Origin of the sequence: Amycolatopsis sp. cmx-4-54 (genome assembly GCF_046548895.1) — a bacterium.
Taxonomy (GTDB): Bacteria; Actinomycetota; Actinomycetes; order Mycobacteriales; family Pseudonocardiaceae; genus Amycolatopsis.
In genome coordinates, this window is record NZ_JAEBEJ010000002.1 from 401,562 (window position 1) to 422,163 (window position 20,602).

A 20,602-nucleotide genomic window follows, 5' to 3' on the forward strand; every position below is an offset into this window, starting at 1 on the left:
TTCATCTCAGCTCCGCCCCCATTCCAGGATCTGTCACCAGCGCGGATACCGCTGGGCCCAGCCGTCGACCTCGTGCAGCGCCGAGTGGCGGTCGAAATGCCAGAACGCGTCCGTGGCGATGTTCTCCACCAGGTAGCGCAGTTCCAGCTGCTCGACCCACTTCTGCGGCAGACCGGGGATGCCGGTGCGGGCGCCGAGCAGGGCGCCGGCGATGGCGCCGGTGATCGCGCTGCGGCCCGAGTGGTTGACCGCCCGCAGCAGCGCCTGCTCCGGGTAGTTCTCGAAACCGGACAGTGCCGCGAACGCGCGGCCCAGCACCGAAAGCGTGCCCTTGCCGTCGCCGATCAGCTCCGGAACCCGCAGGTCGGGCAGGCCGTGCTTGCCGAAGAACGGCACCGATTCCGCGACCATCGCCTTGAGATCCGCCCAGACCGGCCCCCGCTGGTGCGGGTTCTGGTCGCTGAAGATCTCCCGGGAGGTGTTCCAGACCGGGTAGCTGAACGCCTCCGAGGTCAGCGCGGGTTCGAACAGCCAGGTCAGATAGGTGGCCGCTTCGACGTCGACCTCCCCCGGATGGGTCACCGCGACGAGGTCGCGCACCGCCTGGCGGACGCCGCCGCTCATCGCGGTCCCCGGACCGGCCGCGGTCATCGCCGCCGGCAATGCGGTGACCAGCGCGTCCGGGCCGCTCATCGGCATCGCGGTCGGCGAGATGGTCGCCAGCGCGTGGTAGGCGTTCAGTTCGGCGTCGTCGGGGGTGCGGCGGACGCGGAGTTCCGGCACCTTGACGAGCCAGCCGTCGGCGTTTTCCAGCGGCGCGCCCTGGGTGTGCAGCCAGCGCATCAGCGAGTTGCGCGCGACCGTCCCGAGCGTCTTTTCGGCGTCGCGGTTCTCCGGCTGCTCGCGATGCGGGCTGCGGATCACGGCCTCGGTGTAGAACAGCAGCCGCTGGGTGAGCGGCCCGATCCGGCCGGGCAGATCGAACGCGACCGGCAGATCGGTGACCCCGTCGGGGCCGTAGGTGTTGTGGATCTCGTCGAGCCGCATCCGGTCGACGGCCGCGCCGAGCGCCTCACCGAGCGCGAAGCCGACGTACGCGCCCGTGACGCGCTGCCAGCCGTAACGCGAGCTGGAGCGGTCTCGCTCGAAGTACTTGCCGAAGGTGTCCAGACGCGGCTGGATCTGCCCCTCGTTGTCGTAGGCGGGCGCCAGCCCGTTGGCCCGCAGGTCGTTCGGGCGGCCGCGAGGCGGTTCCGGCTGCCGGAGCCGCGCCAGCCACGACTGCCCGAGGACGGTCTTCTGGCATTCCTCGACGCTCAGCTCGAACCCACGACGGCGGGCCCGTTCGGCGGCGGCCAGCGGCGGCTTCACCGGTTCGGACAGGCCCATCTTCGCGGCGGTGTCGGCGGCGAGCGCCTCCAGCTCCGGGTCCGCCTCCGGACAGCGCTCGTTGACGTCGACGCCGGGGCCGCGGCGCGGGAACCGGAGCGCGGTCTCGGCGAGTTCGGCGCCGCCGACGTCCTCGAACGTCGCGGGACCGCCGTTGATCACCAGGTTCGGCGGGCTCTCGTAACTCGCGAGGGTGGCGATGTCGACCTTCCAGTACCCGTGCTCACGGGTCGGGAGGTTCCTGGAGGAGCTGAACACCCGCAGCTCGGCGCGTTCCTCGTTGAAGTAGAACCGTTCCGTCTTGCCCGACGCCAGGTCGAGCGGGACGTAGACCTCGCAGCGCAGCAGGCCGACGAGCAGCTGCTCCCTGGTCAGCCAGCCGACGCTGGCGAACGAGAGCAGCGTTTCGAGCTTGTTCTCCGGCTTCGGGTAGCCACGACGGACGGGGCCGGCCTTGTACTCGGGGTTCTCCCGTTCCTCCCCGGTCTGCACGCCTTCCGCGTTGACCTTGACCCAGCCCGCGACGACCGGCGGCGGGACACCGAGGTCACCGAGCCCGGCCTTGGCGTACTCGGGGTCGACGACCTCGCGCCAGGCCTCCTGGCCAGGGAACGCGACCGGGACGCTGAGCCCGCCGGGCTGCGGATGCGCCTGGCGCAGCTCGCCGTCCGGTTCGCGGACGATCACCGACGGCGGCGGGAAGATCTCCTTCTCGGCGTGACCCTCGTCGAGGAAGGCGATCGTGTTGTAGGGGACCGACCAGCCCTCGGGGATGCGCAGGACCTTCTCGTGGTTGACGCGCAGGCCGGCGCCGCCCGGTTCGGACACGTCCGGACCGTGGACCGCGCGCAGCCACTCTTCGACCTTGGCTACCGCTTCCGCCGATTCCACCTACTCGATCCTCTCCAGGCTGCCGTCGGACACGTGCTCGGCGATGGTCCTCGGGAGCACGTAGGCCACCGCCCCGCCGGGCATGTTCGCCCACGGGACGGTGACACCGATGATCACGTGGAGCGGACGGCGCAGCCGGTAGGTCCCACCGACGCGCTCCCGTTCCAGCGGCAGGGACGTCGTGGCGAACCGTACCCCTCCATGGTGAACCAGATTGCCGGTTTCCTCGCCGAACCGCAGTACGACCGTACCGGCGACCATCCGGCTCAGGCGCTTGTTGCGGAGCAAGGTGAGGGGAGGCTCACCCGGCGCCGCCTGCACCGGCCAGTCGGCGAGTTCCTTCGCCGTCTCCAGTGGCGTCTCGTGCCCGGCGGTCATCCTCGCCGGATGCAGGAGAAGCGCGCCGAGGAGCTGATGCGACGCGTCTTCGAGTTTGTCGAAGTACTTCGGTGACACGGGGACGCCGCCCGAGTAGGCCGCGACCTCCCAGCCCTTCTCGGTGAAGTTGAGGCACCAGGCGCCGTCCGCGCGGTCGCCGATGCGGTAGGCCTCCGGCCAGACGGCGTGCTCGCCGAGCCTGCTGACCAGCACGACCAGGAGTTCTTCGTCGGTCAGCGCCGGGTTCGGCGACGTCTCCAGTTCCGCGGCGATGTCGCCTTCGGTCTTCTTGACGTCGGAGCGGCCCGGCTTCGGCCGCGGTTTGCCGAGGAGATCCGCTTCCGCGGTCCGCCGCACGAGGTGCTCGACGTACGGCGGCTGGAACCGCTGGCTCCGGATGTGCCCGACCAGGTCCGGCTCCGGCGGGATCCCGTATTTCCGCAGGTAGTGCGGTACGGACGCGTGCCAGATCCAGGTGCCGTCGGTGTGGTAGCTCTCGGGGACGTCGCCGTCGGCTTCCGGATCGAAGATGTCCTTGCCGAGCCCGCTGCCGGAGAGGATCGCCGGTTCACGCTCGAGATACTGCGCGACCAGCGGAGCTTCGGACTCGTCGAGCTCCGGTCTCTCGACCACGGGTGGCTCGCCCTCGGTGTACGCGTCGACGATCCGGGCGTGCCGGAACTCGACGCGCAACGGCAGCTGCGCGCGCAGCCGCCACCAGTCCGGGACGTGCTCGTCCTCGCGCGGGAACGCGGCCAGCTCGTCCGGATACGCCGAAGTGCCCGGCGGCTCGGTCCACGACGGTTCGTCGTCGAGGGTGAAGTCGAAGTCGAAGGTGCCGTCGGGCTTGAGCGTGAACCGCGACTGCAACCAGGTTCCCCGGCCGGTCGCGTACATGCCGGTGCGAAGCCTGCCGAAGAGATCGTTCAGCTCGGGCGCGGGCGTGCAGTTGTGGCCCTCGAGTTCGATGTGCTCCCCGGCCTGCCGGAAATCGGCGACGGCCGGATGGGCCGCGTCGGCGGCACCCGAGCGGATGAGCTTGCCGATTTCGACCAGCAGCCCGCGTTGTTGTTCGGGAGTCAGTTGTTCCACGTGAATCATCGCGCCCGGTTCGGGAAACGTGGTTCCGCCCGGAAGGTCGGCGGCTCCCCGGCGGCGCGGCGGGCCAGCTCGTCCTCCCACATCTTGAAGGTGCGTTCGCGCAGCGACTGGATCAGCGCCGATTCCTGCGGTTCCAAGCGGCGGTTCTCCCGCTTCGCCTGCGCGTACAAGCCGTCGATGGTCTCGTAGAGCGCGAAGATCGGTCCGCCGCCCTTAAGTTCGTACGCACGGGCGCGCTCGGTCTCCTGGACGAATTTCTCTTCGGACACCTTGCTGATGTCCGAACTCGCCATCGCCCACATGACCTCACGCACGTGCTCCGGCTTTTCGTCGAACTCGCCGGTGCTCAGGTCGAGGAGGAAACCGGTCAGGCCCCCGTCGGGCGTCGGCTCGACGCGGTAGGTCTTCCCGAAGTACGTGTAGAAGGACGGCGTCTGGCTCACGTGTTCTCCTCAGGAGGCAGGCCCTTGCGGAGACCGGCCATGAACTTCTCCCGGACCCGGTCCATCAACGCGGCTTCCAGCAGGGCCTGTTCCGGGGACAACCTCTTCTTGTTGTTCTCGTCCAGTGTCCGGTTGTACGTCGGGAAGTCGCGGCGGACCTCGTACAAGGCGTGCTCGTAGGCCGACACGGTGTCGATGTGCTTCAGGTGCAGCCGCAGTTCGGCGACGTGCCCGTTCGGCAGCCGGACGTTCATCTGCAGATCGCGGTACCCGCTGTCCTGCGGAATCGCGAACCGGTCGTCGAAGCTGACGATCTCCAGGTCCGGATCGTCCATCACCGCGTTCAGCGCGTTGTAGACGTCGGCCAGCGTGTCGAACTGGATCTTCACGCCCACCAGGTCGGTCAGTTTCGACGCGTCACCGTCGTAGCCCGCGATCTTCGCCTTGGCGCGGTCGTCGTCCTTCGGACCGGGCCTGCCCGACGCGTCGCCGTTGTTCTCCTCCGCGATCCGTTCGGCGATCCGGTTGAGGTCGCCCTGGTTCTGCGGCCACGCCGCGCGCTCGGCGTCCAGGAACTCCTGGATCTTCGCGGCATCGCCCTTGTCCGCGCGATCGAAGCCGGCGTGGTACTGATCGCCGGGCGCCACGTCGGCGGCGATGTCCGCCGCCGCGTTCGCGAGGTCCCGCTGCTCCTGCGTCAGCGGGGTGTCGCCGGGGCCGTCCTCACGGACGTCGTCGATCATCTGGTAGCCGCGTTCCTCGACGTCGCGCAGGGCGTCTTCGAGGATCGGGATGGCTTCCGGGTGCAGCAGCAGGCTGCCGATGGTCATCGGGTTGTTCAGCAGCGAAGCGCGCAGGTACGCGTTGTCCGGGTGCTCCATCAGCCGGACGAGTTCCGGATGCGCGGGCAGCTGTTCGCGGATGAAGTCCCGCATCGGCCCGACGTCGTGCTTGACCCCGTTTTCGTCCTCGTGGACGGCCCGTTTCTTGTCCGGGTCCAGCCCGTCCACCGCGGCCGCGACCTCGGGATCGTTCAGGAACCGCTCGCCGTCGGCCCGGTTGTGCTGGGCCGGCTCGTCGTGGGCCATGCCGTAGCCCGCGTCCACGATCGGACGGCCGTCCGGTCCGATCCGCGACGGTGGCACGTCGGGGGTGTCGTCCCTGGCGAACGCGATCCGCGGGTCGGCGTGCTGCGCGGACGGGCCTTCCGGGACGCCGACGTGCATCAGTTTCACGCCCAGCGGCGGATGCGGCAGGTTCATCAGCGCACCCGACTGCGGGTCGAGGAACGCGACGCCGTCCCGCGTGTTCGCCACCATGGCGACGTGGCCGCGTTCGACGCCGTTCTCGTCGAGGTACTTCACCGCCACGATGGCGTGGTGATCGGTCGGCATCCCCCGCATCTCGCGGATGACGGTGTCGTAGTCGGCGCGGTCGGAGAACTCCCCACCGAACCGCTCTTCGACGTGCTCCAGCGTGCCGCGGCTGTTCATCTCGTGCACGAGCAGCGGGTCGGCGGTCGAGTCGATGCCGTTCAACCGGTCCATGTACGCGCCCGGCGTACGGGTGCAGTTGGAGCGGTAACCGTTCGCGAGTGCGTCGGGGTCGTTGAAATGCGGGTTGACCTCGCCGAGCCGCGGGTGCCGGTCGGCGACGTACGCGGCCTGCTGCGCGGGGCTCGCCGAACCGGCGTGGATCGCCGGTTCGCTCGGCGGATTCGTCGCGACCGCGAGCGACGAGTAGTCCCGCTCGGGCGTGGGCAGCTCGATCGTGTCGTCGGTGACGGGCTGCTCGCCGTACTCGGGTCCCTTGTCGGCGTCCGCGACGCTGTGCTGCGCCGGGTTCTCCGTGGTGACGTGCGGGGTCTGCGGCTCGTCGAAGCCGCCGAGGCGCGCCATCGACTGCGCCTGGGCGAGCCGTGCGAGTTCCGGTGCCTCCGCGGCGTGCCGGGCGCGCCGCTCGTCCATCTTCTGCTTGGCGGTTTCGGCGTCGAGGTAACGCGGGTCGGGAGGAACGACTTCTTCGGCGTGGATGACCCACTTCGGCCGGTCGACCAGCGGCGGAGTCTTGAACTCCTTGCTGTGCACGTAAAGCTGCGTGGCCGGCTTGTTGATGGCCTCGTTCTCGCGCGGGTTCTCGGCGAGCGACGAGACGTCCTTGCCCGTCTTCGAGACGATGTGGATTTCGACGTCTTCGCCGAACTTCGACTTCGTGTCCGGCGACGTCTTGATGGTCGAGCTGGTCATCGTCGGCTCGGGCACGGTCTGGCCGGGTTCGTAGTGCGCCGCCATGATCGCGGCGGCTCGCAGGTCGCCCTTGGTGTCGATGCCGCGGATGGCCTCGCCGTGGAAGTCCGGCAGTTCGTTGAGCGCGCCGACGATCGCCCGGGTGCTGCGCTGGGCGTTCTCGAAGTCGGGGTGCGCTTCGCCCCGGCGGTTCGCGTCGTTGATCGCGTACGCGTGTTCGCGCGAGTACGAGTAGATCGCTTCGGCGGCCTCGGGCGAGACGCGGTCCTTCAGCGGGCTGGCTTCGAGCCGCTTGAGCGCCTTCTCGCGGGCCTGCTCGGCGAGTTCGGTGCTGTCGTAGCGGTCCCGGAGGCTCTTGTGATCCTCCGGCGTGCCACGGAATCCGTCGTCGGAGAGGTAGCTCTCGTCGACTCGCGTGGGGGTTTCTTCCGGACCCTTGAGGCGTTCGGCGATGTCGAGTTCGGCCTTCGGCGGCTGCTCCTGGACCGGGGTTTCGGTTTCGGGGGCCCTGTCGACGTGTGGAGCGTCGCCGCCGCCCATCGGCATCGCCTTGATCGACGTCGGATCGTCGGGCAGCGTCGCGAGCCGCCCGGTCATCGGGTCGGCGAAGACCACGCCGTGCGGGGTGTTCACCGCGGCGACGATCCGGGTCTCGACCCGGTCCTTGGACCGCGGCGAGCCTTCCGGCGCGTTCGGATCGGCGGCGGCGTGATGCTCGAACGCCACCGCGGTCCGCGCGCCGACCGGGCGTTCGCCCAGCTCACGGGCGACGTCGGCGAAACCGTTCCGATCGGACCACTGCCCGCCGAGCCGGTCGCTGACGTGCTGCAGCGGTGAACCGCCCGCCGACGGCGTGGCGACCGAGTCGCCGCCGTTCATCCGGTCCTCGAACGCGACCAGCGCCTCGGCCGAGTTCGTCTGGTAGCCGTCCTTCCACGACTCGGGCGCGTAGTAGTTGCGCGTGTTGGCCTCGCCGATCGCGGGGATCTCGTCCATGACCAGCCGGACCTGCTGGTGCGGTGTCTCGGTCGAACCGGCGTGGATGACCGGCGTCCCGCCCTCTTCGAGCGGCTTCGCCAGCTCGGACCAGCCACCGTCGGGAACGTGTTCCCTCGGCGGCTTGGGAAGTTCCCGGGCCGGGGCGTCGGTGACGTCGGTCCAGCCGCCCTTGCCGTCGGCCAGCTTGGTTTCGAGCCCCGCGAGGCCCTGGCCCTGGAACAGCTCCGGGTGATCGCGGCGCAGCTGGGCTTCCTGGTCGGCGGCTTCCTGCGCCAGCCGCTCCTGCACGGCGTTGTTGTAGTCGCGCCGCTCGGCGACCTTCTGGTGGACCTCGTCCGGGCTCAGGTGGCCATCGTCACCGGCGACGACCTCTTCGCATTCGACGATCCACTTCGGCAGATCGTTGGGCGATCCGTCGTCGAGGCGCTTCTTGTAATCCGGGTGCTCGGGATGTCCCGGGCCCATCTTGACGTCGGTGACGCGCAGCTGCGTCGCCGACTTCATCAGGACCTCGCGTTCTTCCTTCTTCGAGGCGAGGTCTTCGATGTGGCGTCCGGTCTTCGACTGGATGCGCATCTCGACTTCGCCGGGGAAGGTGCTGCGCGGATGGTCGGCGGTGATCCGCGACGTGCTCAGCATCTGCGGGTCGACGATGACCTGACCCCTGGCGTGCGCCTCGAGGAAGGCCCGGATCGCGCTCTCGTTGCCGTTGAAGTTCACCCGCCGCGAGACGAGGCCCTCGTAGGCGGGCATCTCGTTGAGGCCGGAGGTGATCGCCTCGATATGCGGACGGAGCGCTTCCAGCTCCGCGCCACCGTGCCGCTGGGCGTGCGTGATCCGCTCGGCCATGTCGGTGCGCGTGTAGCTGTGCACCGCGTAGGCGCCCTGATCCGACATCTCCTTGACGCGCGGATCTTCGTGGGCGTCGCGTTTGGCGAGACCCTCGCGGCGGACCTGTTCGCTTCGCGCTTCCCCGGTGTCCTTGTCGAAACCGCGCTTGTCGATCTGCGTCTCGGCGAGGGCGCGGTAGGCGGCGGGATCGTCGGTGTGGAAGTCCGGGTCCGTCAGGTACGGCTCGTCGACGGTGGTCTTGTCGTCGGGCGTGACGTCCTGGGGCGCCTCGGCGTCCTTGGGGGTCTCGGTGTCTTTCGGAACCTCGGTGTCTTTCGGAGTGTCGGTGTCCTTGGGAGCTTCGACGTCCTTCGGAGCCGCGACGTCCTTGGGAGTCTCGGTGTCCTTCGGAGCGGCGGTGTCCTTCGGGACCTCGGCGTCCTTGGGCAGGTTGCTCTGGCCGCGGTCCTGAGGTGCCTGCTGCGGGGCGTGCTCCACCGGCCGCACCGGCGGCTGTTGCTGCGGCGGACGCTGCTGGGGGCCCGCGTTCGGGTCGTGGCCAGGACGCGGTGCCGGGACCTGCGGCGGACGCTGCGGACCACCGAACCGCGGCGGCTCAGCACCGGGCGGCATCGGCCTGCCGGGCTGCCCCGGACGCCCCGGCTGACCGGGGTGGTGACCGGGTGGCGGCGGCATGGGGCCGCGGTTGCCGGGGAACGGACCGTTGCCGGGCTGCTGGGGCCGCGGCGGATACCCGGCCGGACCGCGATTACCCGGAGGCGGACCGGGCGGAGGTGTCTGCGGACGCGGCGGGACCCCGCCGTTCGGGCCAGGTCCAGGCCTGCCCTGATAGCCCTGGGGCGGCCTCGGCGGACCCTGCGGACCAGGGGGCTGCGGCGGTTGCTGAGGACGCTGACGCGGCCCGCGGTCCTGCGGATACCCACCCTGACCGGGGTGCTGCTGCGGCGGGCGAGGGCCCATCGGACCGGGCTGACCCTGCGGTCCTCGGGGTGGCATGGGACCACCACCACCGGGAGGCGGCGGAGGCGGCGGCGCGAAACCACCCGGAGGCGGCGGCTGCATCGGCTGCTGGCCCTGGAAGGGCATCGGGGCCGGCGGCTGGTCGAACCGCGGCTGCTGGGGCCCGCCGTTGCCCGCGAAACCCGCGGCCTGGACGCCGTCGTTCGGCCGGACCGGCCGGGACGGATCGTGCCCGGGAGGCGGGAACCCACCGCCGGGAGTGGGCCCGTTGCCGCCGGGCGCCATGCCGTAGCCACCCGACGGAGCGGGCGAGCCCGAACCCGGGTTCGACGCCATGCCGTACCCGCCCGAACTCGACGGCGCGCCCGTGGAAGCGGCGGGCGGCATCGCGCTGGACTGCGAAGGATTCGGTGAAGGACTGTGCGACGGGCCCGGCGAAGGGCTGGACGCCGGGCTCGGTGCCGGCCCCTGGGACGGGCCCGGCGCGGGGCTCGAAGCGGGCGTCGGTGCGGAACTCGCCGCAGGAGTCTGCGCCGGACCGCCCGCCGATGTCTGGGCAGGGCTGGCCGCCGGTGTCTGCGCAGGACTCGCCGCAGGTGTCTGGGCCGGTGCCTGCGACTGCGCGCCGGGTGCCTGCTGCTGATTACCCGCCGCGGCCTGCTGCTGACCGGAACCGTTGTCGGCGGCGGCCGCCGGAGCGTTCTGGTGGGTCTGCGTCGCACGCTGACCGTCCCCGGCGTTCGCCGGGGCATCGGCCGGACGGTCCGGAGCCTGCGTCGACGACTGGTCGACCCGGTCGCTGTCCGCCGTCCGTTGCGGGCCGCTCTCGGAACGCGGCTGCGGATCGGCGGATCCGGACGAACTCCGCGGCGACGAATCACCGTCCGAAGTGGACCGAGGCGCCGGATCCGCCGAAGAGTCCGACCGCGAAGAGGAACCGGAATCCGAAGAAGAGCCCGGGTCCGAAGAAGAGCCGGAATCCGAAGACCCCGGAGTACGCGAAGGCGTCCCCGCATCCCCGGTATCCACATCCGGCGTGGACGGACCGTCGCCAGCCGAGGCGCCGGGCGTGTTCGCGGCCTTGATGTCGCCGATCTGGCTCTTCGCCCCGTCGACACCGCCGCCGACGGCCCCGCCGGACGCGCCCATCAGGACGTCCTTGGCCGAAAGCTTGTCCAGGTCACCGGTGACGGCGGCCTGCCCGACCGTGCTGGCGACCCCTTCGGCCGCGCCGCGCACGGCTCCCCGCGCCGCGCTGTCGACGATCTGGCCGCCGACGCTGTCGGAAAGTCCCTTGGTGGCGCCCTTGCCGATACTGCTGCTGCCCGCGCCGACCACGCCGTCGACGGCGCCGCTGATCGCGGAATCCTTGGTCTTGCTGAAGTCCCAGCTCTCGCGGTCGCCCTTGGCCATCTGGAGACCCTGGATGCCCGCGTCCATGGCGAGGTTCATCGCCGTGTTCTGCAGGACCTCCTTGCCGATCTTCTTCAGGCCCTCCTTGAGAAGTTTCTCCAGGAGTTCCTTCGCGACCTTCTTGAAGCCTTCCTGCGCGAGCTTCTGCATCAGCTGCCGGAAGATCATCTGGACGGTCATGCGGGTGGCGATCTGGGCGGGCGCGATGCCCGCCGTCGACCCGCCGAACGTCACCGCCGCGGCCGCGATCATCGCGACGATCTGCGCGGCCAGGATCACCAGCGAGATGATGATCATGTACTTCGTGTACTCGACGTCCAGCGCGGTCGCGTTGCACGAGTCGCCGAGCGCCTTCGAGGAATCGGCAAGCGACTTGAAGTACGCCTCGTCGCCCTCGACGAACTTCTTCCAGGCCTCGGCGAACTTCTCCGCGCCCTGGCCGCTCCAGCCGCCGAGGACCTCGGTGGCGCCCTTGGTCGCGGTGTCGGCGATCGGCTGAATCGCCTTCGAAGCGTTGTGCCAGGCGTCGCGCAGTTCGCGGAGCTTGTCCTCGTCGCCTTCGGGCCAGCTTTCTCCGACGACGATCGGCAAGAGCCATTTGACCGCGTCGGGCATCTCCATACCCACGGCGCTAGACCTTCTTGTCCAGCGTCGACTTGATCTCTTCCTCGGCGTTCGTGAACGCGGTCATCGACCGTTCGACGTTGTGCTGCATACCCCGCAGCGCCTCGACGACGTTCGCGAACCCTTCGGACGAGCCCTGCGCGCCGGGCTCGTAGTCCTTCGCGAACTCCTTGCCCGCGTCGTCGTTGCCCCAGCACTGGCCGAGCGAGTTCATCGCGGCCAGCAGTTCCTTGCCCGCCTCGTCCAACTGGTCCGCCGCGATCCCCAGTTTGGCCGCGGCCGTCTTCACCGCTTCCGGATCCGCGGTGAATCCGGCGCCACCCCCACCGTTCGGCATCAAACCCCCCTGGTCAGCCAGCTCGAGGGCGGCTCTTCCTCATCGTCGTCCTGCGGACGCACCCGTTTCGGAACCGGTTTCGGCGTCGGCGGCACGGGAGGGGCAGGCGGCGGAGGCGGCGTGGTGTCGTCCTTGATCATCAGCGGGGCGTCGAAGTCTTCGTCGGACTTCGCGGGCGCGGCCGTCTCCTCCTCTTCCGCGAGGAAGTCGGGGATCGCCGGCATCAGCCCCTGGAGTGAAGGCGCGCCTTCGATGAGGTCCGACAGGTCCGGCAGACCTTCGGTGATCGGGGCCATCAGCTCGGCGACCTGCTGCTTGACCTGCAGCGATCCCTGCCGGACCAGGGTCAGCACGGTGTTGGCCAGCTGCGCGGGATTGGTGCGCTCGAAGGCGTTCGGCTGGATCTCGAGCTTGGCGAGCGTGCCGGTCGCGTCGATGGTGGCGCGGACGAGGCCGTCCTGCGAGACCACCGTCGCCGACGTCTGCGAAGCGGCTTCCTGCGCGTCCCGGAGCTGGGCCGTCTGGCGCTCGAACTGTTCGAGCAGCGTGTCGACCTGGTCCTTCATGGCGGCATTGCGCGCTTCGAGGCGCGCGCTGTCGTCGCCGGCCGTCGTCACTTGAGCCCCCGCGAGTGCTTGATCCCGGGCATACGCCACCCGGTGTCGGTAGGCGTCACCCTAATGCCAACGCCCGCGCCATATCACCGGATCTGGTGTTTTCGCACGGTGAGCAGATGCCCGGCGGCTCCCGCCAGGTAGAGGACGGTCGCCGTGACGAGCAGCCCCGGCGAGCGGCCGTCGGCCGGGATCACCGTCGCGGCCAGCGAGACCGCGACGACCTGGGTGATGTTGAAAAGCGTGTCGTAGAGCGCGAAGACCCGCCCTCGCGTTTCGTCGGCGACGTCGAGCTGCGCCGAGGAATCGACGCAGAGTTTCAGCACCTGCCCGGCCCCGGTCACCAGGAACGCCGCGAGCAACGCGGTGGGAATCGCCATCGGCAGCCCGAGCGCGGACTGCGCGACCGCCGCCAGCACCAGCGCTCCCACCACGACGCGGACCCTGCCGAACAGCTTGATCAGCCGGGCGGTCAGCAGCCCGGCGACGAGGATCCCGGCTCCGGCGAACGCCGCCATCTGGCCCAGCCCCGTCATCCCGGCGGCGAAGTGGTTGCGCATCAGCAGCACGGTGACCAGCAGCGAGATGCCGTACGACGCGCGATGGGCGAACAGCGCGACGAACCCGGCCGTCACGCTGGGCGTCCGCCAGGCCGCCTTCGCCCCGTCCACCAGGCCTCGGGCGACGGCGAGCGCCGGGTTCGAGGGCTCGTCGACCGTCGACGGCCCGAGCAGCCCGCGCGCGAACCCCGAGGCCAGCACGGCGGCGCCGATCCCGCCCAGCGCGGCGACGGCGGTGACCCACGCGGAACCGGCGTCGTCGGCGCCGGTCAGCGCCCGGAGGCCGATCGCGCAGCCGCCACCGACGACGGCGAGCACCGAACCCCACGTCGCGGCGAAGGCGTTCGCGGCGACCACGGATTTCTCTTCGACGACGTGCGGCAGCGACGCGGACAGCCCCGAGCCGATGAACCGCGAGATGCCTTCGGACGCCAGAGCCAGGGAGAACAGTCCGATCCCGGCCGCTCCCGTGCCCACGGCGACGGCCGTCGCGAGGATGGTGAAGGACCGCAGAAGGCTCGCGAAGATCAGGACCTTCCGGCGGTCCCAGCGGTCGAGCAGCGCGCCCGCGAACGGTCCGACGAGGGAATACGGCAGCAGCAACGCCGCGAACCCGCCCGCCATGGCGAGCGCGTCGGCGGCGCGTTCGGGATTGAAGAGGACGGCTCCGGCCAGCCCGGCCTGGTACATACCGTTGCCCCAGTGCGCGGAGAACCGCGTGAACAGCAGACGGCGGAAGTCACGGTCGCGAACGAACGCCCTGGTGGGCGCCGTGGCGGTGGTCGTCACGGCACCAGCCTATAAAGGTGGCCGATGCGCTTTGAGGTCGCCTCTCGGCGGCTATGCGCAGTGTGGCTCCAGCCGGACGGTATTCCACAAAGGCGGTTCTTCAGTGAGCCCGGGGGACACGGAAAGCGCACCGACCGTTGTGTCCAACGGTGCTCGTGATGCTGTTGTTCCCGGAGCCGGACGATTTGTCCCCGCTCGAAGTGGGATCATGGCGGACGTGCCAGCGGACGCCGAGGTCGAACCGGGAACGCTCCTGGTCGCCGCCCCCACGATGTTCGATCCCAACTTCCGGCGGACCGTCGTGTTCGTCATCGATCACCGGGACGAGGGAACGCTCGGCGTCGTGCTCAACCGGCCGAGTGACGTTCCGGTGTACGACGTGCTCCCCAACTGGGGCGGGCACGTCGCCGAACCGCAGTCGGTGTTCGTCGGCGGTCCGGTGGAGAAGAAGACGGCGTTGTGCCTTGCCGCGCTGCGGACCGGTGAGACGGCGTCGAGCGTGCCCGGCGTGATCGCCGTCCGCGGTCCGGTCGCGCTGGTCGACCTCGACACCGATCCCGAGATCCTGGTGCCGAAGGTCCGCGGTGTGCGGGTCTTCGCGGGATACGCGGGCTGGGACTCCGGCCAGCTGGCGAACGAGATCGAACGCGAAGACTGGGTGATCGTCCCGGCGCTGCCCAGCGACGTCCTCGCTTCGCCGCACCACGACCTGTGGGGTCAGGTGCTGAGGCGTCAGGGCATTCCGCTGGCGCTGCTGGCCACCCATCCGGGAGACCTCCAGCGCAATTAGGCGGTGGCGGTGTCGGCCTTCTTGAAGACGCCGCAGGTGCCGCAGGCGCAGCCACTGCATCCGGCGGGCCGCTCCGGCTCGGGCTCCGGCACCGTCGTGGCCGCGCGGTTGCCGAGCACTCCCCCGGCCGCGACCAGCGCGATCATCCCGGCCACGCCCACGAACGAGGCGAGCAGCAGCCCGAACGTCGTCGGCATGACCAGCGCGGCGATCCCGGCGAGCACGGCGATCACGCCGCCCGCCAGTGTCGGGACCCCGGCGACCTTGTTACCGATCCGGAAGGCGTCCTCACTGCGCATCGTGGCGGCGGTGCGCACGCCGGCGCCGCGGTCACGCGGCAGCTTCTCGCGCAGGCCGAGGAACCCACCCCAGCCGACGAGGACACCCAGCACGATCGGGACCAGCGCTATGACGAACACTCCACGAGGATAAGCGTGACGTTCCGGCAACCTGCCGGATACCCTGATCGACTGTGCTACAGGCCATGTCACGCCGAGTTTTAGCCACTGCCCTGATCGGGGCCGTTCCCCTCACCCTGATGGCCGCACCGGCCGCCGAAGCGGGTCACCGTCCGCTTCGCCTGATCGGGGAACAGATCGTCCCGAACGCCCTGCCCTACGAGGGCACCGTCGTCGGCGGCCTGTCCAGCATCGATTTCGACCCCCGCACCGGCGAGTACGCGCTGATCTGCGACGACCGCTCCGCCCTCAACCCGGCGCGGTTCTACACGGCGAAGTTCTCCCTCGACGCCAAGGGACTCGGCCCGGTCACCTTCACCGGCACCAAGCCGCTCCTGCGTCCCGACGGCACGACGTACCCGCCGCTCGCGAAGAACGACCCCGCGCAGCCGCCGAACATGCAGACCATCGACCCCGAAGAGCTGCGTGTCGACCCCTGGACGGGCCGGTACGTCTGGTCCCAGGAGGGCGAGCGGTCGGCGGCGGCGCGGATCGACCCGTCGATCCGCGAGGCGAAGCGCGACGGCGCCTACGTCCGTGACCTGCCGATTCCCGCCAACGAGAAGATGTCCGAGACGACGGGGCCGCGGCAGAACCTCGCCCTCGAAGGCCTCACGTACGCGGGCTTCGGGTCGCTGGTCGCCAGCTCGGCCGAGGGGCCGCTGCTGCAGGACGGCCCGGAGGCGAACACCACGTCGGGTGCCCTTTCGCGCATCACCCTTCAGTCGAGGTTCGGGCCGGTCCTCGCGCAGTACGCGTACCCGCAGGAGAAGGTCTTCGCGGCGCCGAACCCGCCCGGCGCCTTCGCGACCACGGGTGTCTCGTCGCTGCTGGCCGTCGACCAGGCCGATCCGACGCGCTACCTGGTGATGGAGCGTTCGTTCGTCACCGGCGTCGGCAACAAGGTGCGCGTCTACGAGATCGACACCAAGGGCGCCACGAACATCCTGAACACGCCCTCGCTGGCCGACGCGAAGAAGGTCAAGCCGGTCAAGAAGCGCCTGCTCGCGGACCTGGCGGACTTCAAGCTGTCCACTGTGGACAACGTCGAGGGGATGACCTGGGGGCCGCGGCTCCCGAACGGCGAGCGCAGCCTGGTGCTGGTCAGCGACAACAACTTCTCCGCGACCCAGGTCACCCAGTTCATCGCTCTGGCGGTCCCCTCGGAACGGCTTTGACCAGCGCGTTAAACTGAACCCATGAACACGGCTCGGCTGCTCCTTAGCCTGCCGCGCTGAGCTCGGCCGAACGGCCGGGACCAGCGCGGCGACCCCTCATGCCCTCCGGGCTGAGGGGTCGAGTTGTTTCTGGAGTGGCTTGACGTGGATGAGCACGGAGGAATTCGGCGATGAACCAGGCGAGCGAAGGCGCCGACGCGGCACCTCAGCACCGTTACACCGCGGAGCTGGCGGGCCAGATCGAGCAGCGCTGGCAGGACTACTGGTCCGACCACGGCACCTACCACGCACCGAACCCGGTGGGCCCGCTCGCGGACGAGAGCGGAGAAGTCCCGTCGGACAAGCTGTTCGTCCAGGACATGTTCCCGTACCCGTCGGGCGCCGGCCTGCACGTCGGGCACCCGCTGGGCTTCATCGCGACCGACGTCTTCGCGCGGTATCACCGCATGATCGGCCGGAACGTGCTGCACACGATGGGCTTCGACGCCTTCGGTCTGCCCGCCGAGCAGTACGCGGTGCAGACGGGGCAGCACCCGCGCAAGACGACCGAAGAGAACATGGAGACCTACCTGCGCCAGATCCGGCGCCTGGGCCTGGGGCACGACGAGCGTCGCCGGATCTCGACGATCGACCCGGACTACTACAGGTGGACCCAGTGGATCTTCCTGCAGATCTACAACTCCTGGTACGACGAGAAGGCGGGCAAGGCCCGGCCGATCGTCGAGCTGGAGACCGAATACGCGCAGGACAAACGTCGTACGCCCGATGGTCGCAACTGGTGCGAGCTGACCCGCGCCGAGCAGCTGAAGATCATCGACTCGCATCGCCTGGTCTACCTGTCCGAGGCGCCGGTGAACTGGTGCCCCGGCCTGGGCACGGTGCTGTCGAACGAAGAGGTCACCTCCGACGGCCGCAGTGAGCGCGGCAACTTCCCGGTCTTCCGCCGCAACCTGCGCCAGTGGATGATGCGGATCACCGCGTACGCCGACCGGCTGGTCGACGACCTGGACCTGCTGGACTGGCCCGAGAAGGTCAAGTCCATGCAGCGCAACTGGATCGGCCGCTCGCACGGTGCGCGCGTGTCGTTCGAGGCGGGCGCGCGGAAGATCGAGGTCTTCACCACCCGCCCCGACACCCTGTTCGGTGCCACGTACCTGGTGGTCGCGCCCGAGCACGCGCTGGTCGACGAGCTGACCGCCGCCACCTGGCCGGAAGGCGTCGACGCCCGCTGGACCGGTGACGCGGCGACGCCCGCCGAGGCGATCGCCGCCTACCGTGCGGCGGCGGCGCGGAAGTCCGAATTGGACCGTCAGGAGAACAAGGAGAAGACCGGCGTCTTCACCGGCTCCTACGCGGTGAATCCGGCCGACGGCAAGGAGATCCCGGTCTTCGTCGCCGACTACGTCCTGATGGGCTACGGCACCGGCGCGATCATGGCGGTCCCCGGCCAGGACACCCGTGACTGGGAGTTCGCCGAGAAGTTCGGCCTGGAGATCATCCGCACGGTTCAGCCGACGGAAGGCTTCGACGGCAAGGCGTTCACCGGCGACGGGCCCGCGATCAATTCGGGGTTCCTGGACGGCATGGGTGTCGATGAGGCCAAGAAGACGATGATCGGCTGGCTGGAGGAGCACGGCCACGGCCGCGGCACCGTCCAGTACAAGCTGCGCGACTGGCTGTTCTCGCGCCAGCGCTACTGGGGCGAGCCGTTCCCGGTCGTCTACGACGAGGACGGCCAGGTCTACCCGCTGCCGGACAGCATGCTGCCGGTCGAACTGCCCGAGGTCGCCGACTACTCGCCGGTGACCTTCGACCCGGAGGACCGGGACAGCACGCCGTCCTCGCCGCTGGCGCGCGCCACCGACTGGGTCGAGGTCGAACTGGACCTGGGCGACGGCAAGAAGACCTACCGCCGCGACATCAACACCATGCCGAACTGGGCGGGTTCCTGCTGGTACCAGCTGCGGTATCTGGACCCGACCAATCCGGACGTGTTCGTCGCGCCGGAGAACGAGTCCTACTGGGTCGGTCCGCGTCCCGCCGAACACGGCGTCGACGACCCCGGCGGCACGGATCTGTACGTCGGCGGTGTCGAGCACGCGGTGCTGCACTTGCTGTACTCGCGGTTCTGGCACAAGGTGCTGTTCGACCTGGGCCACGTGTCGTCCAAGGAGCCGTACCGGAAGCTGTTCAACCAGGGCTACGTCCAGGCTTACGCCTACACGGACGCACGCGGCGTCTACGTCCAGGCCGACCAGGTCGAGGAGCGGGACGGCAAGTTCTTCTTCGGCGACGAAGAGGTCAAGCAGGAATACGGCAAGATGGGCAAGAGCCTGAAGAATGTCGTGACGCCTGACCAGATGTCCACCGACTACGGCGCCGACACCTTCCGCTTCTACGAGATGTCGATGGGCCCGCTGGACGTCTCGCGGCCTTGGGCCACCAAGGACGTCGTCGGCGCGCAGCGGTTCCTGCAGCGGCTGTGGCGCCTGGTCGTCGACGAGGAGACCGGCGAACTGCGCGTGTCCAATGTGGACGCCACGGATGAGGATCGCAAGCAGCTGCACAAGGCGATCGCCGGGGTTCGCGAGGACTACGCGGAACTGCGGTTCAACACGGCCGGCGCGAAGCTGATCGAGCTGAACAACTACGTCACCAAGACCTACGGCGGCACCGAGGCGACACCGCGCGAACTGGTGGAGCCGCTGGTGCTGATGCTGGCGCCGCTGGCCCCGCACCTGGCCGAGGAGCTGTGGAAGCGGCTGGGCCACGCGGATTCCCTGGTGCACGGGCCGTTCCCGGTGGTCGACGAGAAGTACCTGGTCGAGGACTCCGTGGAGTACCCGATCCAGGTCAACGGCAAGGTGCGCTCGCGGGTCACCGTGCCCGCCGACGCGGGCAAGGACGCCGTGCAGGCGGCCGCGCTGGCCGACGAGAAGGTCGCCGCGCTGGTCGGCGACGGCACGCCGCGCAAGGTGATCGTCGTGCCCGGACGGTTGGTCAACATCGTGCTGTAGTGCCGTGACCGATTGCCGCCAGCGTCGAGGGTCATGAGGCGATTCGATGGAGTTGTTCAAGGACAACGAAATCGAACGGAGAACACCCCATGACCCTCGACGGCAAGGTGGCTTTGGTGACCGGCGGCAGCCGCGGGATCGGTGCCGCCACGGCGATCCGGCTCGCCGAGGACGGCGCCGACGTCGCACTCACCTATCAGAACAACGCCGCGCTCGCGGCCGGTGTCGTGGACGAGGTCAAGGCGCTCGGTCGTCGTGCGCTGGCGATCCAGGCCGACAGCGCCGACGCCGCCGCTCTGGTCTCCGCGGTCGACACGGCGGTCGCCGAGTTCGGCAGGCTCGACGTGCTGGTCAACAACGCGGGCGTGGGCTTCGTCGGCCCGCTCGACCAGACGAGCCTGGACGACATCGACCGTGTGCTGTCGGTCAACGTCCGCGGCGTCTATGTGGCCACGCAGGCCGCGGCCCGGCACCTCGGCGACGGCGGGCGCGTGATCACCATCGGCAGCTGTGTCTCGGACCGCGTGCCCGGCCCCGGGATGTCGCTGTACGCGGTGAGCAAGACCGCGATGCTGGGCCTGACCAAGGGACTGGCCAGGGAACTGGGGCCGCGCGGTATCACCGTGAACATCGTCCACCCCGGCCCGACCGACACCGACATGAACCCGGCCGACGGCCCGTACGCGGCCGACCAGCGTGGCCTGACGGTGTTCGACCGCTACGGTTCGCCGTCGGAGGTCGCCGCGACCGTGTCGTTCCTGGCGCGGCCGGAAAGCAAGTACGTGACCGCGGCGACCGTTTCGGTCGACGGCGGGCACGCGGCCTAGCTCACTCGGTGGTGAGGCCGATCTCGCGCGCGAGATCGGCCAGCATCGCCTCGAAGAGAACGTCCGGTTTCGAGAACGGGATCGGATAGTTGCCGAAGACCTCGAGCGTGACGTGCCCGTAGAGCCGGGCCCAGAACTGGATCATCAGGTACGTCACGCCGAGGTCGAGCTTTTCGAGCGGGAACGTCGCCCCGGACTCTTTCAGCACGGTGAGCAGTTCCTCTTGGAAGGACGTGAGATCGTCGCGCAGCTCGACGGGGACCACGTCGTTCGACGGCGTCACCAGATCGTGCGTCGCGAGCACCTGCCCCGCCGCCGCGAGGAAGATCCGCCCGAACGGCTCGTCCAGCCTGCTCAACGTGTCGTCGCCCGCCGGCGACGCGAAGACCAGCGTGAACTCCTTCGTATGCGCGAGCGCCCAGCGCCGGAACCCCTTGCAGATGGCGAAAAGCCGCAGCGCGCCCTCGTCCGGCAGCTGCGCGATGTCCTCGGCGAGCCCGGCCGCCAGATCCGCGACGACGTCCGCGCGAAGATGCTCGACCAGATCGTCACGGGAACCGTAGTAGCGGTACAACGCCGGCGCCGTGATGCCGAGTTCGCGCGCGATCGCCCGCAGGGTGACGGCCTCCGGACCCTGCTCGACCAAGAGCGCCCGCGCCGTCCGGCGGATGTCCTGATCGGTCGCCGCCCGCTCGCGGCCCCTGCGGCTGGGGTTGGTCATCCGGGCATTCTAGGT

13 protein-coding genes are annotated in these 20,602 nt (G+C 69.6%); 4 read left to right on the top strand and 9 right to left on the bottom strand.

Going from position 1 to position 20,602, the window contains the following annotated elements:
* Positions 1–33: 33 nt before the first annotated feature.
* The 7 genes from ACLJQ7_RS07145 to ACLJQ7_RS07175 all read right to left on the bottom strand — a co-directional run bounded on the left by ACLJQ7_RS07145 (position 34) and on the right by ACLJQ7_RS07175 (position 13,596).
* A complete protein-coding gene (locus ACLJQ7_RS07145; protein ID WP_410647337.1) occupies positions 34–2,280 on the bottom strand; it encodes an ADP-ribosylglycohydrolase family protein in 2,247 nt (748 codons plus the stop codon).
* Positions 2,281–3,750 (bottom strand): TNT domain-containing protein, encoded by a 1,470-nt coding sequence (locus tag ACLJQ7_RS07150; protein WP_410647338.1) that lies wholly within the window; start codon positions 3,748–3,750, stop codon positions 2,281–2,283.
* A 5-nt stretch (positions 3,751–3,755) separates the two neighbouring features.
* Positions 3,756–4,202: a hypothetical protein gene (locus tag ACLJQ7_RS07155; protein WP_410647339.1), complete on the bottom strand. Its 447-nt coding sequence runs from the start codon at positions 4,200–4,202 to the stop codon at positions 3,756–3,758.
* Positions 4,199–11,293 carry a toxin glutamine deamidase domain-containing protein gene (locus ACLJQ7_RS07160; RefSeq protein WP_410647861.1) on the bottom strand — a complete coding sequence of 2,365 codons (7,095 nt, stop codon included), beginning with the start codon at positions 11,291–11,293 and terminating at the stop codon, positions 4,199–4,201. Before ACLJQ7_RS07160 ends, ACLJQ7_RS07155 begins: the two co-directional genes overlap by 4 nt.
* Before the next feature lie 10 nt (positions 11,294–11,303).
* Positions 11,304–11,633, bottom strand: a complete 330-nt coding sequence (locus ACLJQ7_RS07165; RefSeq protein WP_340685748.1) for a WXG100 family type VII secretion target — start codon at positions 11,631–11,633, stop codon at positions 11,304–11,306.
* On the bottom strand, positions 11,633–12,250 hold the full coding sequence (locus ACLJQ7_RS07170) for a YbaB/EbfC family nucleoid-associated protein (protein WP_410647340.1): 618 nt from the start codon (positions 12,248–12,250) through the stop codon (positions 11,633–11,635). The genes ACLJQ7_RS07165 and ACLJQ7_RS07170 overlap by 1 nt, the downstream gene beginning before the upstream one ends.
* A gap of 83 nt (positions 12,251–12,333) precedes the next feature.
* Positions 12,334–13,596, bottom strand: coding sequence for an MFS transporter (locus tag ACLJQ7_RS07175; protein WP_410647341.1), 1,263 nt, complete (start codon positions 13,594–13,596; stop codon positions 12,334–12,336).
* A 208-nt stretch (positions 13,597–13,804) separates the two neighbouring features.
* Here ACLJQ7_RS07175 and ACLJQ7_RS07180 point away from each other — a divergent pair, with 208 nt between their 5' ends.
* Positions 13,805–14,386, top strand: coding sequence for a YqgE/AlgH family protein (locus tag ACLJQ7_RS07180; protein WP_034323973.1), 582 nt, complete (start codon positions 13,805–13,807; stop codon positions 14,384–14,386).
* On the opposite strand, the gene ACLJQ7_RS07185 is transcribed toward ACLJQ7_RS07180, so the two are convergent.
* Positions 14,383–14,805 (bottom strand): SdpI family protein, encoded by a 423-nt coding sequence (locus tag ACLJQ7_RS07185; RefSeq protein WP_410647342.1) that lies wholly within the window; start codon positions 14,803–14,805, stop codon positions 14,383–14,385. The two genes, ACLJQ7_RS07180 and ACLJQ7_RS07185, sit on opposite strands and share 4 nt — an antisense overlap.
* Before the next feature lie 65 nt (positions 14,806–14,870).
* Here ACLJQ7_RS07185 and ACLJQ7_RS07190 point away from each other — a divergent pair, with 65 nt between their 5' ends.
* The 3 genes from ACLJQ7_RS07190 (at position 14,871) to ACLJQ7_RS07200 (ending at position 19,866) form a co-directional block, all read left to right on the top strand.
* Positions 14,871–16,022 carry an esterase-like activity of phytase family protein gene (locus ACLJQ7_RS07190; protein WP_410647343.1) on the top strand — a complete coding sequence of 384 codons (1,152 nt, stop codon included), beginning with the start codon at positions 14,871–14,873 and terminating at the stop codon, positions 16,020–16,022.
* Positions 16,023–16,192: 170 nt separating this feature from the next.
* On the top strand, positions 16,193–19,039 hold the full coding sequence (gene leuS / locus ACLJQ7_RS07195) for a leucine--tRNA ligase (RefSeq protein WP_410647344.1): 2,847 nt from the start codon (positions 16,193–16,195) through the stop codon (positions 19,037–19,039).
* Positions 19,040–19,128: 89 nt separating this feature from the next.
* Positions 19,129–19,866 (top strand): 3-oxoacyl-ACP reductase family protein, encoded by a 738-nt coding sequence (locus ACLJQ7_RS07200; protein WP_410647345.1) that lies wholly within the window; start codon positions 19,129–19,131, stop codon positions 19,864–19,866.
* Position 19,867: 1 nt separating this feature from the next.
* On the opposite strand, the gene ACLJQ7_RS07205 is transcribed toward ACLJQ7_RS07200, so the two are convergent.
* A complete protein-coding gene (locus tag ACLJQ7_RS07205; protein ID WP_410647346.1) occupies positions 19,868–20,587 on the bottom strand; it encodes a TetR/AcrR family transcriptional regulator in 720 nt (239 codons plus the stop codon).
* Positions 20,588–20,602 lie beyond the last annotated feature (15 nt).

Coding starts and splice junctions, on each gene's coding strand:
- ACLJQ7_RS07205 (WP_410647346.1), bottom strand. CDS start 20,587: ATGACCAACCCCAGCCGCAGGGGCCGCGAGCGGGCGGCGACCGATCAG.
- ACLJQ7_RS07180 (WP_034323973.1), top strand. CDS start 13,805: ATGGCGGACGTGCCAGCGGACGCCGAGGTCGAACCGGGAACGCTCCTG.
- ACLJQ7_RS07160 (WP_410647861.1), bottom strand. CDS start 11,293: ATGGAGATGCCCGACGCGGTCAAATGGCTCTTGCCGATCGTCGTCGGA.
- ACLJQ7_RS07190 (WP_410647343.1), top strand. CDS start 14,871: ATGTCACGCCGAGTTTTAGCCACTGCCCTGATCGGGGCCGTTCCCCTC.
- leuS (WP_410647344.1), top strand. CDS start 16,193: ATGAACCAGGCGAGCGAAGGCGCCGACGCGGCACCTCAGCACCGTTAC.
- ACLJQ7_RS07200 (WP_410647345.1), top strand. CDS start 19,129: ATGACCCTCGACGGCAAGGTGGCTTTGGTGACCGGCGGCAGCCGCGGG.
- ACLJQ7_RS07165 (WP_340685748.1), bottom strand. CDS start 11,633: ATGCCGAACGGTGGGGGTGGCGCCGGATTCACCGCGGATCCGGAAGCG.